This window comes from Maribacter litopenaei (assembly GCF_025244665.1).
Lineage (GTDB): Bacteria > Bacteroidota > Bacteroidia > Flavobacteriales > Flavobacteriaceae > Maribacter > Maribacter litopenaei.
Map to the genome: position 1 here is coordinate 638,033 of NZ_CP104205.1, position 13,604 is coordinate 651,636.

General features: G+C 41.7%; 16 protein-coding genes and 2 pseudogenes. 11 read left to right on the top strand and 7 right to left on the bottom strand.

What is annotated here, in order from left to right; genetic code table 11:
• Positions 1-66 precede the first annotated feature (66 nt).
• From NYZ99_RS03255 to NYZ99_RS03285, 7 genes are all read right to left on the bottom strand, one after another.
• The gene (locus tag NYZ99_RS03255; protein WP_260573487.1) at positions 67-2,172 is read right to left on the bottom strand and encodes a bifunctional aldolase/short-chain dehydrogenase; all 2,106 of its coding nucleotides are present in this window, start codon (positions 2,170-2,172) and stop codon (positions 67-69) included.
• A 24-nt stretch (positions 2,173-2,196) separates the two neighbouring features.
• Positions 2,197-2,694: a glycosylhydrolase-like jelly roll fold domain-containing protein gene (locus NYZ99_RS03260; RefSeq protein WP_260573488.1), complete on the bottom strand. Its 498-nt coding sequence runs from the start codon at positions 2,692-2,694 to the stop codon at positions 2,197-2,199.
• Positions 2,666-3,574 (bottom strand): glycosyl hydrolase, encoded by a 909-nt coding sequence (locus tag NYZ99_RS03265; RefSeq protein ID WP_260573489.1) that lies wholly within the window; start codon positions 3,572-3,574, stop codon positions 2,666-2,668. The genes NYZ99_RS03260 and NYZ99_RS03265 overlap by 29 nt, the downstream gene beginning before the upstream one ends.
• A 1-nt stretch (position 3,575) precedes the next feature.
• Positions 3,576-3,752, bottom strand: a complete 177-nt coding sequence (locus NYZ99_RS03270; protein WP_260573490.1) for a glycosyl hydrolase — start codon at positions 3,750-3,752, stop codon at positions 3,576-3,578.
• Complete coding sequence (locus NYZ99_RS03275; protein ID WP_260573491.1) at positions 3,749-4,414, bottom strand: glycosyl hydrolase; 666 nt, start codon at positions 4,412-4,414, stop codon at positions 3,749-3,751. Before NYZ99_RS03275 ends, NYZ99_RS03270 begins: the two co-directional genes overlap by 4 nt.
• A 90-nt stretch (positions 4,415-4,504) precedes the next feature.
• Positions 4,505-5,512, bottom strand: a complete 1,008-nt coding sequence (locus NYZ99_RS03280) for a glycosyl hydrolase (RefSeq protein WP_260573494.1) — start codon at positions 5,510-5,512, stop codon at positions 4,505-4,507.
• Between the two features lie 88 nt (positions 5,513-5,600).
• On the bottom strand, positions 5,601-6,623 hold the full coding sequence (locus NYZ99_RS03285; RefSeq protein ID WP_260573497.1) for a GntR family transcriptional regulator: 1,023 nt from the start codon (positions 6,621-6,623) through the stop codon (positions 5,601-5,603).
• 162 nt (positions 6,624-6,785) lie between these two features.
• Here NYZ99_RS03285 and NYZ99_RS03290 point away from each other — a divergent pair, with 162 nt between their 5' ends.
• The 11 genes and pseudogenes from NYZ99_RS03290 to NYZ99_RS03340 all read left to right on the top strand — a co-directional run bounded on the left by NYZ99_RS03290 (position 6,786) and on the right by NYZ99_RS03340 (position 13,572).
• A complete protein-coding gene (locus tag NYZ99_RS03290; RefSeq protein WP_260573499.1) occupies positions 6,786-7,136 on the top strand; it encodes a glycoside hydrolase family 78 protein in 351 nt (116 codons plus the stop codon).
• A gap of 40 nt (positions 7,137-7,176) precedes the next feature.
• Positions 7,177-7,908, top strand: a complete 732-nt coding sequence (locus tag NYZ99_RS03295) for a hypothetical protein (protein WP_260573501.1) — start codon at positions 7,177-7,179, stop codon at positions 7,906-7,908.
• 94 nt (positions 7,909-8,002) lie between these two features.
• Positions 8,003-8,878: pseudogene (locus NYZ99_RS03300) on the top strand (family 78 glycoside hydrolase catalytic domain); the annotation flags it as partial.
• A gap of 194 nt (positions 8,879-9,072) precedes the next feature.
• The gene (locus NYZ99_RS03305; RefSeq protein WP_260573503.1) at positions 9,073-9,291 is read left to right on the top strand and encodes an alpha-L-rhamnosidase-related protein; all 219 of its coding nucleotides are present in this window, start codon (positions 9,073-9,075) and stop codon (positions 9,289-9,291) included.
• Complete coding sequence (locus tag NYZ99_RS03310) at positions 9,212-10,417, top strand: alpha-L-rhamnosidase-related protein (RefSeq protein WP_260573505.1); 1,206 nt, start codon at positions 9,212-9,214, stop codon at positions 10,415-10,417. Before NYZ99_RS03305 ends, NYZ99_RS03310 begins: the two co-directional genes overlap by 80 nt.
• A gap of 108 nt (positions 10,418-10,525) precedes the next feature.
• A complete protein-coding gene (locus NYZ99_RS03315) occupies positions 10,526-11,227 on the top strand; it encodes an NUDIX hydrolase (protein WP_260573507.1) in 702 nt (233 codons plus the stop codon).
• A gap of 138 nt (positions 11,228-11,365) precedes the next feature.
• A pseudogene (locus tag NYZ99_RS03320) lies at positions 11,366-12,193 on the top strand (sugar phosphate isomerase/epimerase family protein).
• 9 nt (positions 12,194-12,202) lie between these two features.
• Positions 12,203-12,679 carry an FAD-binding protein gene (locus tag NYZ99_RS03325; protein ID WP_260573510.1) on the top strand — a complete coding sequence of 159 codons (477 nt, stop codon included), beginning with the start codon at positions 12,203-12,205 and terminating at the stop codon, positions 12,677-12,679.
• Positions 12,676-12,996: a hypothetical protein gene (locus NYZ99_RS03330; RefSeq protein ID WP_260573511.1), complete on the top strand. Its 321-nt coding sequence runs from the start codon at positions 12,676-12,678 to the stop codon at positions 12,994-12,996. Before NYZ99_RS03325 ends, NYZ99_RS03330 begins: the two co-directional genes overlap by 4 nt.
• 13 nt (positions 12,997-13,009) lie before the next feature.
• Positions 13,010-13,246 carry a hypothetical protein gene (locus NYZ99_RS03335; RefSeq protein WP_260573513.1) on the top strand — a complete coding sequence of 79 codons (237 nt, stop codon included), beginning with the start codon at positions 13,010-13,012 and terminating at the stop codon, positions 13,244-13,246.
• Positions 13,243-13,572, top strand: coding sequence for a D-arabinono-1,4-lactone oxidase (locus NYZ99_RS03340; RefSeq protein ID WP_260573514.1), 330 nt, complete (start codon positions 13,243-13,245; stop codon positions 13,570-13,572). Before NYZ99_RS03335 ends, NYZ99_RS03340 begins: the two co-directional genes overlap by 4 nt.
• Positions 13,573-13,604 lie beyond the last annotated feature (32 nt).

Below are 13,604 nucleotides of genomic sequence, written 5' to 3' on the forward strand. Positions count from 1 at the left end.
ATTAAATAGAGAAATTCCACAAGCATTATGCTTGTGGAGATTTCCCTCAACTTAAAATTAACACGATTATCTTACAAATGCATTGGCCATACCCCCATCAACATTGATAATGTTTCCAGTGGATTTGTCCAATATGCCGACTAGGGCAAAAACCCCATTGGCAATGTCCTCCGGGTAGATAATTTCATTGAGTAGGTTTCTTTTGGCATAATGTGCGGGAAGTTCGTCTACTGTAATACCATAGGCCTTGGCGCGTCCTTGCGCCCATTCACCTTCCCATATTTTGCTACCAACAATTACACCATCCGGATTCACGACATTTACCCTAATCTTATCGGAGGCCAATTCTGCCGCCAGTAATCTAGACATGTGTTGTTGTGCTGCTTTGGCGGTTCCATATCCAACATTGTTGGGGCCTGAAACCAATCCATTTTTACTTGCTATATTGATGATATCCCCACCTAGTCCTTGCTGTCTCATGATGGCTACCCCTTGTTTGGCCAATTCAAATTGACCTTTCACCAATACATTTTGAAGGAGGTCCCAATCTTTTTCGGTCGTTTCGGTCAAGGGTTTTGAAATTGCCAAGCCAGCGCTATGAATAACGATGTCTATTCCTCCAAACTCCAAACAGGCTTTTTTATAGGCATCTTCAATGGATTCCGTTTTGGTTACATCGCACACCGCATAACTAGCGACATCTCTTGGATACGTTTCTACAGCTTCCTGTAAACGATCTTCGGCAATATCACTTAGAATTACATTGGCGCCTTCTTGGGCCAATTTATCGGCGATTGCCTTGCCTATTCCTCCACCCGCACCGGTAACTAGAGCTACTTTTCTTGAAAGTGGCTTTTCCTTGGGCATACGCTGTAATTTAGCCTCTTCCAACAACCAATACTCAATGTCAAATGCTTCCTGTCTTGGTAGTGATGTATATTCCGTTATTGCCTCTGCACCTCGCATGACGTTAATGGCGTTTACATAAAATTCATTGGCGACCCTAGTAGTCTGCTTGTTTTTGGCAAAACTGAACATGCCCACTCCCGGGTAAATGATTATGACCGGATTAGGGTCCCGCATGGCCGGACTATTAGGCCGTTTGCAATTTTCGTAGTACTCCTTGTATTCCTCACGATATTTTTCGAAGGCAGGTTCCAATTTTTTCAATAATGCATCGGAATCGTTCGTGTCTTCGTTCACATCCAAATCCAGCACCAAAGGTTGGATTTTCGTTCTCAAGAAATGATCGGGGCAGGAGGTACCCATGGGTGCCAATCGTTCCAAGTCGTTACTATTGATGTATTCTAGAACAACATCACTATCGTTAAAGTGACCAATCATTCTAGCTTCGGAAGAACAAAGTCCTCTTAATAAAGGCATTAATTGTGCTGCTTTTTCTTTTCGTTCTTTTTCGGGTAATGAGGTTACTTTTTGTCCGCCGAAAACACTTCCATTTTCCTTGATTTTCTTTTCGATAAATTCAGAGGCCATTTCTATTACTTCCAAGCTATTCATGTAACATTCGTAGGAAGTATCGCCCCAAGTGAACAATCCATGGCTACCCAATACAATACCACGAATGCCTGGGTTATCGTTCAAACATTTTTCCAACTGAAGACCCAGGTCAAAACCAGGTCGTTGCCATGGTACCCATCCCATGGTATCTCCCCAAATTTCTTTCGTAACTTTTTCGCTATCCTTTGCGGCCGCCACAGCAATGAGGGCATCCGGGTGCAAGTGATCTATGTGTTTAAAGGGGAGTAGCCCATGCAAGGGGGTGTCAATAGAAGGTGCCCTGCTATCCAAATCATAAATACAATGATTGAAGAGTCCAACCATGCGGTCTTCATCATCCAGTCCGCCATATACGTTTTTAAGATTGCGCAGTCTTTCGGTATATAAACCTGCAATTCCAGCTCTTGTTAAGGTGCCGATATCACCACCTGAACCTTTGATCCACATGACTTCAACATCTTCATTGGTTAAGGGGTCTTTTTCTATCGTTTTGCAACTTGTATTACCACCTCCGTAATTGGTAATTCGTAGATCGGCACCCAAAATATTGGATCTATAAAGGAACAATTCCACTTGATTGTCTCCCAATGCAGCTGCTTTTTCTTCATCCCATAGGTAGTCTACATATTTAAACTTTTTCGTACTTGTAATCATTGGATGTGTTTTTATATGAATAGCTTATTTTTTATTAAGAATTTTAATTTCAACAGGGCCCAATAGGCCTGAGGTCGGTAAAGGTTCATCACCTTGATAAAAGGGCATGGTTGTAAAGGTTATTCTTTCCTCCGGTTTCTTTTTGGCATCGCCGATCAAACGGTTGACCCAAGTGTTCGTTACTTTTATTTCCAATTTATTTTCTCCTGACTTTAAGGCTTCATTGGCATTGAAAACAAAAGGTGTTTTCCAAACGGCACCCAAGTTTTGCCCATTTAGAGTCACTTCCGCTATATTTTTTACGTCCCCTAGGTCAATCTGATAATTACCCCCCTCTTGGATTTCTGACAGGTCAAACGAATTCGTGTAGGTGGCAGTCCCGGAAAAATAGTTAATGGTTTCATCCGGGTTCTCTGTCCAGCTTAGTAAACTTTCAAAAGTGACATTTGAGGGTGCACCCCTATTTTCCTGAAATGAAACTTCCCAAGGACCTTCAATGGTAGCAATTGTTTGTTTGGCCATCTCTCGGCACTGCAAATGATTCCGTTTCTGCTTCTTCTATAAATAGAATAAAGAATGCATCCCAGGAATCAAAGGAAAGGTCTAGACTAGTTCTGCCATCTCTTATGGAATAGGAAACATCTGAAATTTCACCGGTTTGAGGGTTCCATTTTTGTGGTTTTTTACCTTGTACTCGAAAGGATACATTGGCCGTAGTAGCATCCACACTTCTATTATTTAACCAATAAATATGGTCATCTCCTTTCTTGCGATGTCTAAAAAGGATTTTATGCTCGGTTCCCGTAACGTCAACATCTTTGGCCACATCAAGGCTAATGTCTTCACCCACATTTGGTTTTGCCCAAATCTCATCCGCCAACGAAGCAAATGCTTCAGAATCGTCAGTTAAACTTGGCGAATCCAACGGTTTGGCACCTTTAATCCTAACACCTGCGTCTGCTAGTTCCTTTACTTTTTGAAGGGTTGATAAAGTCATTCTTTGTGTTCCTTCGTCTAATTGCAGGAGTTCATAGGTCACTCCGCTTTTGGCCTCTAAGGTTCCATTTTCAGCTGAGATGGCTTCCTTTAGAATGGTTGCACTGGTAAAGTCGAATTCATGTCCCTTTGGAATATCAGGGAGGCTCTCTGTACTGATAAGGGTAACGTTATCATTTTCACCGTAGAGATAAAGAATATCGGCTACGTTTTGTCCTTGCTGCAATAAATAGGAACTGCGGGATAAGTAATCGACCCAAGATTTTGCACCCGCTCCCGACCAAGTTTCCTGACGCCCAAAATATTGTCCAAAAGGGCCCAGTGAAAATCCGGGCATTTTGTCGTCCAAAGGCTGATGTACAGAGGTGTGGATAACATATCGGTTGAGTCCGGACGCTAATTCCAAATCAGCCGTACGTTTGAGTTTTTCTCGGATGCCATGAAAACGCATTTTGTATGGACGTCATGGATTCTGCAGCTACATAAGGTTTACCATAAATATTTGCTACAGATGCCGCTTCCCTTATATCCGCCTCGCTGCGTACTTCCTCATCCGGTCCTGGTGCTAGACCCCCGGGGGTCACATGGCACTCATTGGAATGTCGGCATTTCGTTTTACGTCCATACCGTCAGCCAAATAAATTCTACCACCTTCGTGCGATTCGGTATAGCGTTTCATACCTCTTTTGTGTAGCTCTTCACCAATGATGTCATAGTGATAATCAGAAATCATTTCCCCGATGGTTTTTCTAAAGTCCCATAAGAACTTCTCGGATTGGTACAGGTCACCCACAATATGACCTGTCAATACTGGAATGTATGGAGTCATTGTATACCCCCTACGATGTTCAAATTCGGCCATCATATTGTGGGTCAATTCATATGGCCCGCTTCGTAACTGTCCGAGAATAATATATCCCAATCCATTTTCACCCATTTTTCCACCAGTGGCGTCCTTATACATATCCAAATAGGTGTTGATGTATCGTCTCACTGCGTCCGGGTCTAGTTTGTCCACTTCCAGTCCGGTAGCCTCAGGAGAAGCAGGGTGGTTTTCCCTTCCCGTTAGGCTATACCCTAGACGAATGATTTTCCAAGTTCCTTGGGGTACTTCCCATTGTAAGTTCCCATCCGAATCCATTTTTTCTGTTAAGTCCACAACCTGATTGGGGTCTACACCGAGACATTTTAGTGTCTTGTAATAACGGTTTTTCCCTCCAAGCGGCAAAACCGGCTTTTTGTTCAAATAGCGGTAATCGGGGCGTAGAAAATAAATTGAATTCTGCAACTTGTATCCCGTCCGGTTCACTCGGTGCCGGAGCACCGAATAAAGCTCCTATACCCGATGGGGCAGAGGGTAGGGTCTCAATGGCAAATCGCCAATATTTTGATGTGGTTTCGGGAAACTTCCGGTTGTCTGAGGTACCAAGGTTCCGGGTATATCGGTCACTTTTGTAAAATTCTGTCCGTCGTTACTAACCCAAAGGCTGCGATTGTTTGGACTTCCTTGAAATTGTTCCAATTCACTGTGATAGGCTCCAGTTACCGAGTAGGCACTAAAAGCTATCGGTGAATCAAACTCATACTGAATCCACATGTTTTCGCCAACACTGGATGGGGGCAAATAGGTGCTACTGTCCAAGTCGCCGTCGGTCAATTCCGAGAGATTGAATATCCCTCTTGAAGAGGTCACTTTTGGATTTAAGTTCTTTAAGTTTTTGGGAGTTTCATCCATTTTAAATGCGACGATTGCTGCATCTTCATAGAATTCCGGAAGCTCCCGCAATTCTTCCTTCATCCTTATTCCTTCTCCGGCTTGTACATTTTGAAAGGCCCCAGTTTGCTTCGGAGGAGCAGGTAGGGCTCCATTGAATGTTTGGTTACCCTCCAACACCAATTCCGACCATACGTATTTCTTCATACCATCTTTGGGCTCTACCCATGAATCACCGGTAACGCTCCATCCCGGAGAACCTGCAATGGCCATTTCCAAATTAAGGCTGTCGGCTAAGTCCGTGGTAAACTTGAAAGCATCTTTCCAGTCAGGTTCCATAAAAACCAACTTCTTTTCCACTACAATAGGGGTAAATAAATTGGCATCAAAATTCTGAAATCCACCTATGCCCGTGCGAGACATCCACTCTAAATCCTTTCGAATACCCTCCTTGGTTACGTTGCCGTTCATCCAATGCCACCAAACCCTAGGTTTGGCCTCATTAGGTGGATTTTGAAAGTTCTTGACCAAAACGTCTTCATCGAACTTTTCAAGTGTTGCATTCTCGGTACAGGATACTATAAATAATCCGATCATGAAACTAATAAGAATATGGGTTTTTGAGGTCATTTTTAGGTATGTGTTACAGAGTTGCAAGGTTACTTATTTAATCATTGATTTCTGTTCTGCACTGTTCTGTTGTAAACATTTCAATGGTCTACAAAGACTTCCTTAAAATAACATAAAAGGGATTCTCTTTTTGCTGTTTTTGTTTATTGATGACCAATTTGGCGGCCTCCTTTCCCAATTGTTCAAAATTGGTTGAGATTACCGTAATGCCATCCGGAAGAATTTCCTTTAAGGGAGTATCATTGTAAGAAATAATACCCACTTCTTTACCGAGGACAAAATGGGTTTCCTTTATTTTTTTTATGAGAATTACCAAGTCATTTTCCATAAGATTTATATAGGCGGTATCTTTTTCTATAATCTCGTTCTCTATTTCCTCTACAATCTGAAAATCGTAGGCATATTGACCACAGAATTTTATAAACCCGTTTTTTATTTCGATGGGGTGGTAGGTTCTTTTACGTAGTAACAATTTAATCTGTTTGTATTTTTTTAGTTGGGGATTCAATTCTGCCAAAGCTTCATAGATATTCTTTTCAAAATCCTGATAGATACAACCCACCGAGGCACCTAATTGATCTACTCTTTTATCCAGGATGAGCAGCTTCTCTTTTGGAATTTGGGTCTTGATAAAATTGATGAGGTCCTCACCACCTTCCTCAAAATGGCATATAATCGCATAATGGGTATAGTCCCTGGCTTTACTGGCCTCAATAAGATTTTTAAACTGCCTATAATTATTGTCGTAAATGAAGAAGTCAATGGTAGCATTGTCGCCCAACTCTTTGGCAAAGGCGTCGTAGATAATTTTTTTGTGCGCACTTAATTTGTTGAACAGAAGAAACACTTTGGCCTTTAGAACCAAATCATCCTTCTTTATGTAATAGCCTTTACCAGGAACCGATTCTATCAATTCCATTTTTTTTAGGTAATCGTAGGCCCTTACTATGGTATCCCTCGATATATCAAACTCTATCAATAGCTCATTTACAGAGGGTAGTTTATCATTTTTTTTGATGTCGCCGTTTTCAATGGCCGAGAAAAGAGAATTGATAATCTGCTTGTACTTTGGAACTTTGGAATCTTCAATAATGTCGATAAGATGCAACATAGGGGTACAATTGTTTTTCGAAGATACTAAATTAAGAAAGTGATAATTTTTTAACTTTTATACAATGAAGCTAACAGTACATAACGGTTATTGTCAAATAAAAAAATATATTCGAATGGTGGCTCTGTAAAAAGAGTGGCCAAGTAATTTAAAGTACTTAAAATGAGATATAACATGCTTAAAAGAACACTATTTCCTATTGTCCTATTGTTAACTTGTGTTTTTACGAACGCCCAAACTCCTACCAAAGAGCTCACAGTGGAATATTTACCCACCCCCTTGGGTATCGATGTAGAGATTCCTCGGTTTGGGTGGCAAATGGAAACGAAACAAAACGAAATTGGTCAATTTCAAAAGGGATATCAGATACAGGTACGTTCAGAAGGCGGTGAGTTGGTGCGGGATAGTAGAAGAGTCAATAGCGATAGTTCGCTGGCAATACCTTACGAAGGACAAAAATTACAACCAAGGACCGAGATATACATGGAACCTCTCAATATGGGATCAGGATGATAACGTTTCTACCAATGCTTCATGGTTCGAAACTGGCTTGATGGATCCTGATCCAAATTCCAGTGAGTGGAACAATGCCCAGTGGATCGGGGGAGGGGACGAAGATTTGGTACTGTACTCCCATTATTTGTCCGTCTTTAAGTTGGAATATGGGATGCAGTTGAATCAAAAATCCAAAAGTACCAAAGCCTCTTTTGTGTTTGGGGCCAATGATCGGCGTCTAATGGACAAGGACAAGAATATTCAAGGGGTAGCTTCGGGAAAGGACGAGAGTTATATTCGTTTTGAATTGGATATTTCTGAAGTGGACGGTTCTGAATCCGGCTTGGCAAAATTCAATGTATATCGTGTAGGATATGCTCCTGAAGATAGTGATGAAATGCCATTTCGCAGTTATGATATTCCATTAAACTTGATCAATCAGGAAAACAAGTATCAAAACCATACTTTTCATATGGCTTGTAATTTTGGCCTGTTTGAGGTTTTTTTGGACGGATGGGAGCCTGCTAATAAAATTTCGGGCAATGACGATACCAATCCACCACCTAGGGGTCGGGTTGGTTTTAATCTAAATCCTGTCGGAAAGGGGAATGACTATATTAGTTTTCCAATGGTGGCGGATATCGGCTTTTATGTAGGAGAAGGTCAACAGGCCTATTTTTCAAATCTCCAAATTAAAAACTTTAGGACGCCATCAAACGCATTGTTTTCAGAGGGTTTAGCGGATACCGATTCGTACAACGGTATTTTTAAAGGAAGCTATGGAAAATAATACCGATCTCGTTTTAAAGCCAAATGGCTTATCCATTTCGGGAGAAAAGGAAGGAAATTTGATTGTGGCCGACCCAAGCAGAAATTCCGCGCCTATGCTTAGAACCACCTTCGATATAGCGGATAAAAAAGTAGCCAAGGCAAGATTGTATGTGACGGCAAGAGGCATTTATGAAATATACCTAAACGGTGAACGGGTAGGAAATGACTATTTCAATCCCGGGTTGACACAATACAATAAGACCCACATGTATCAGACCTATGATGTGACCGAAAGGGTAGGTAAGGAAAATGCTTTAGGTGCTTGGTTGAGCGAAGGTTGGTGGAGTGGAAATATTACCTATAGCGGGGAGCATTGGAACTTTTTTGGGGATAGGCAATCGCTTCTAGCCCAATTGATCATTACCTATGAGGATGGAACTGAAAAGATGGTCACCAGCAATACCGATTGGAAACTATTTACAGACGGGCCAATTCAATATGGTAGTTTTTTCCAAGGGGAGGTATATGACGCGACCAAGGAAGCTGTCGTCGAAGGCTGGTCTACAACCGGTTTTGATGATGCATCATGGAAACCTGTAAAGGAGGTTTCGTTGGAAGGCACCACCTATCCAGATGATGGTTTAACATATGAAAACCTTGAAATAATTGGCCAAATTGGGGAAAATGCTTCTATAGTAAAAGAATTGGAACCCGTGTCTATGGAAGAAGTAAGGCCTGGGGTGTATGTATATGACATGAACCAAAATATGGTCGGTTTTCCGGAAATTAAACTTCCACCGGGACAGGCCGGCGACACCATAACCCTGCGGTATGCTGAGGTCAAGTATCCTAATTTAAGGGAATATGATCCCAATGTGGGTATGGTCATGTTGGAGAATATTAGGGCAGCCCTCACCCAGGATATATATATTCGAAAAGGGGGAGAGGAAACCATAAGGCCTCGGTTTACGTTTCATGGCTTTCGGTTTTTAGAGATTACCGGGGTCGATGCTCCCGTTCCGATGGAGAATATTAAAGGATTGGTCATCAGTTCTATAGATAGGCTTTCTTCTAAATATGAAACCTCTAATGAATTGGTGAACAAACTGCGGGAAAATATCACATGGTCTTACGGGGAAATTTCTTGTCCATTCCCACGGATACCCCAGCTAGAAATGAGCGTATGGGCTGGAGCGGTGATATCAACGTATTTTCAAAAGCATCTACCTACTTGGCGGACGTGGAGCCTTTTTTGGATAGGCATATGCTCGCCATGCGAGATGTGCAACGCGAGGATGGACGCTTTACCGATGTAGCTCCGGTTGGGGGCGGATTTGGCGGGACCGCTTTGGGGAAGCGCCGGTATTATTGTGGCTTGGGAAGTGTATCAACAATATGGTGATTTGGCTTTATTGGCCGAACATTATGATGCCATGAAACGCTATGAGGCATTTTTAAGTTCAAAAATTAATTCTGAGACCGGAGTTATCAATGAAGGACCCTTGGGTGATTGGCTGAGTCCGGAAGGATTCAAGAACGAGGATACGGCTTTTTGGACAGCCTACCATCTTAGGGATTTGGAAATATTGACAAAAACCGCCAAGTTGCTCGGCAAAAAAGCCGATGCCGAAATCTACCAAATGAAATATGAAGAACGTAAGAAATTCTTCAACGACACTTATGTTGATAGTGAAACTGGCAAATCATTGCATCTTGGAAACCAAAGCATGCGTTTTGGCCCTCCTTTGCCTGAGGATAAGCGAAAAAAGGCGGGCGATTTTGTGGACACCCAGGCATCCTATGCGATTCCTTTGGATATGGGTGTTTTGAGTGAAGAAAATAAGGGGAAGTCAATTTCTAACTTGGTGACCACGATTCAAAGAATTAATGAGGACGAGCTTGGAATAGTCCGTCCGGAATATTCCTTAATGACCGGTTTTATTGGGACTGCGTCGCTAATCCATGCGTTATCGAAAAATGGAAAGAATGAGATGGCATATAGGTTATTGCAGCAGACCACATATCCATCATGGCTGTATTCCGTAAAGAACGGAGCAACAACCATATGGGAGCGATTAAATTCCTATACAGTGGAAAACGGATTTAGCGGCAACAACAGCATGAACTCATTTAACCATTATTCCTTTGGGGCAGTAGCCGCATGGATGTATAATTATTCCTTAGGAATCCAGCGTGACGAGGATAACCCTGGATTTAAACATTTTATCTTACAACCTGTACCTGATCCAGATAAGGAAATGACATATGCCAAAGGTTATTATGATAGTATATACGGACGCATCGAAAGCGCTTGGGAATGGACTGAAAGTGGGTGGAATTATACTGCAACCGTTCCCGCCAATACCAGTGCTACATTGTATTTGGATACTGATTCCATTAAGAAAGTTTTGGTTAATGGCAAGAAGCTTAAAAAAGCGAAGGGTATCAAAATTATGTCAAAGGGTGAGACTAGTCAGGTACAATTGGAATTGGTATCGGGCAGATATATGTTTGAAATAAGAGAGTAGTAGATTAAGGAATCCTTTCAATTATTGTCTCATTTTGTTACAATAATGTTTTGTTTTCTGTTTGTTTTGTTCGTTATTTGATACTTTGGGATTTTTAAACCATTTAAATTGAAGAGTGCGGCAAAAAATCAGGATTTTATTCAGAATATATCATATGATTCGGTCATTTTCGGATTTAATGGTAGTCAGCTGAAAATCCTTATTTTAGAGTACCATAATACAGAATATTTTGCCCTTCCTGGAGGATTTGTCAAAATGGATGAAAGCCTGGATGACGCGGTCAAGAAAGGGGTCAGTCAACGGACTGGATTAGAGGATATTTATCTAGAGCAGTTCTATACTTTCGGAAGCCTTGAAAGGTCTGATCCTGGCGTAATGGATAAAATTCTTACCGAAAACAACCTGGATATGGAGAAATATGGTTGGATGCTAGGAAGATTCTTGTCCATAGGGTACTATGCCCTCATTAATTATGAAGAGGTGAGCTTAAAACCGGATGAACTTTCGGATAGTATCAATTGGTATTCCATTGACGAACTACCTCCATTAATGATGAATCATAAGGAGATGGTAAAAAAGGCGCTTGAAGTATTGCGGAATAATTTGGATAGAAAAATAGTGGGGATGAATCTACTGCCCCATAAATTCACCATGAAGCAACTGCAGCAGGTGTATGAGGCGATATTAGGCGAGAAATTGCGACGTACCACCTTTCAAAGGAAGATGCTCTCCATGGAAATATTGGTAAGACACGAGAAACTATTTCAGGGAAAGGCCCACAAGGCACCCTACCTATATAGCTTTAAATAAATTTTTGAACTTTAAACTTGAACAATAATTAATAAAAACAACATGAGCATGAAAAAAATAATCTATAACATATTTGTCTTGGTTGCATTCGGTCCGGTTTTCTCTTGTAAGGGAAAAGCCGATAAAGCAAACGAAGAAATGGAAACTACCGAGACAACGGTCGAGGAAGTTGAGGATTTTGGTGGATTGGCATTGTATACGGTACGCGATAATATGGGTACTGATGCCAAGGCAACCTTACAGGCCGTAGCGGACGCAGGGTATAAAAACATAGAGGCCGCAAGTTACGCCGACGGTAAATTCTATGATATGACCCCTGCGGATTTTAAGGCCTATTTATCCGAAGTGGGACTAACCCCGGTAAGTACTCACCAGGGTACTGTGACTATGGATAATGCCGATCAAATGATGGCGGATGTAAAAGCTGCCGGTTTTGAGTATTTCGTGGTGCCTGTTCCTCCTATGGGAATGTTTACCTTTAATATGGAAGATAGAACCATGGGTATGAAAGGTACGGCGCAGGAGTTGGCCGATATTTTGGATACCCTTGGTGAAAAAGCGAATGCGGCCGGTCTAAAGTTATTGTACCATAACCACGATTTCGAGTTCAAAAAGGGAGACAACGATGTGGTAATGATAGATTACCTATTGGAAAATTGTAACCCGTAATATGTAAACTTTCAAATGGACCTATATTGGGTTACCAAAGCAGGTGCCGACCCTGTAGCATATTTTGAAAAATATCCAGGTCGTTTCAAGCTTTGGCACGTGAAGGATATGGACGATCAGGGAAGGTTTGCTCCCGTGGGAGAGGGAACTATCGATTTTGGTAGAATCTTAGCGAAAAAAGAGCTTTCAGGGATGCAATACTACATGGTAGAGCAAGATATGACCTTTGACGGTCTTAAGCCTTTGGAGGCTATTAAAATCAGCCATGAGGGTTTAAAGAAGTTCGGATTTGAATAATCACCGAACATGAAACGCAAAACATTCATTAAAACCACCGCGGCTTTTGCCGCGGTTACCGCAATTAATCCTTTGGCTTCCTGTAAAATGGAAAAGGCCAAAATGTCCGAAGATTTACCTTTGGAACCTATTCGTAAAAACTGGGCCGGGAACTATACCTATAAAGCAGAAAAACTTCATGTTCCAAAAACGGCTGAGGAAGTTCAAAAACTAGTGAAGCAATTGGGCGCCCAAAAAGCCTTGGAGTCCAAACACTGTTTCAACAATATTGCAGATAGCCCCTTGAACCAAATTTCGACAGAAAACCTCAAAGGAGTTACGGAATTGGATGAGGAAAACATGACGGTTACCGTAGGTGCTGGGGCCAAGTATGGGGATTTTGCCCCGGAACTTCATGACAAAGGATATGCCCTGCATAATCGGCTTCCTTACCACACATTTCAGTTGCTGGAGCCTGTGCCACGGCTACCCATGGTTCGGGTGTGAAAAATGGAAATCTTGCCACAGGTGTCGCTGGCCTAGAATTGGTCGATGCTAAAGGAGACCTAGTTTCCCTAAAAAGAGGGGATGAAGCCTTTGATGGGGCAATAGTTAATCTTGGCGCATTGGGAATCATTACCAAAATGACTTTGGATATCCAAAAGACTTTTGACGTTCGGCAAGACGTTTTTCAAGACCTTCCGTTAGAATCCCTGAAGGAAAATTTTGATGCGATTTTGTCCGGAGGATACAGTGTTAGCTTATTTACGGACTGGCAAGATCAGAAAATTAGTCAAGTCTCGGGTCAAAAGAAGAACGGATGAAGAAGTAAAGGATTTGGGGGGTGATTATTTCGGAGCGAAAGCTGCAACTAGAAATTTACATCCCATTACCGAATTGTCCGCAGAGAATTGTACCGACCAACTGGGGGTTCCCGATTCATGGTACGATCGCTTGCCCCACTTTAAAATGGGTTTTACCCCAAGTAGCGGGGAGGAATTACAATCAGAATTTTTTGTTCCCATGGATAAGGCTCGGAAGCGATATTGGCCCTTGAAAAGAAGAGGGATTTGATTTCCCCACAGCTTTTCATTACAGAAATACGAACCATTGCTGCCGATAATTATTGGATGAGTCCCTGCTACCAACAAGATTGTGTGGCAATACATTTTACATGGAAACAGAACCCCAAAGAAGTAGGGGAACTCATAAAAATGATTGAAGCGGAATTGAATGCTTTTAATTACAAGCCACACTGGGGTAAACTTTTTACGATATCCCAAGAAGGTTTGGCAAAAAGATACACCAAGTTCAATGACTTCTTGGCACTTGCCAAACAGCACGATCCAGAAGGTAAATTCAAAAATGACTATTTAAACACGAACATTTATACTAGTTAACCCTCTGATTTAATAAGGGTAAATGTTTCATA

Coding starts and splice junctions, on each gene's coding strand:
- NYZ99_RS03255 (WP_260573487.1), bottom strand. CDS start 2,172: ATGATTACAAGTACGAAAAAGTTTAAATATGTAGACTACCTATGGGAT.
- NYZ99_RS03260 (WP_260573488.1), bottom strand. CDS start 2,694: ATGGCCAAACAAACAATTGCTACCATTGAAGGTCCTTGGGAAGTTTCA.
- NYZ99_RS03280 (WP_260573494.1), bottom strand. CDS start 5,512: ATGACCTCAAAAACCCATATTCTTATTAGTTTCATGATCGGATTATTT.
- NYZ99_RS03285 (WP_260573497.1), bottom strand. CDS start 6,623: ATGTTGCATCTTATCGACATTATTGAAGATTCCAAAGTTCCAAAGTAC.
- NYZ99_RS03290 (WP_260573499.1), top strand. CDS start 6,786: ATGAGATATAACATGCTTAAAAGAACACTATTTCCTATTGTCCTATTG.
- NYZ99_RS03295 (WP_260573501.1), top strand. CDS start 7,177: ATGGATCCTGATCCAAATTCCAGTGAGTGGAACAATGCCCAGTGGATC.
- NYZ99_RS03305 (WP_260573503.1), top strand. CDS start 9,073: ATGGGCTGGAGCGGTGATATCAACGTATTTTCAAAAGCATCTACCTAC.
- NYZ99_RS03325 (WP_260573510.1), top strand. CDS start 12,203: ATGAAACGCAAAACATTCATTAAAACCACCGCGGCTTTTGCCGCGGTT.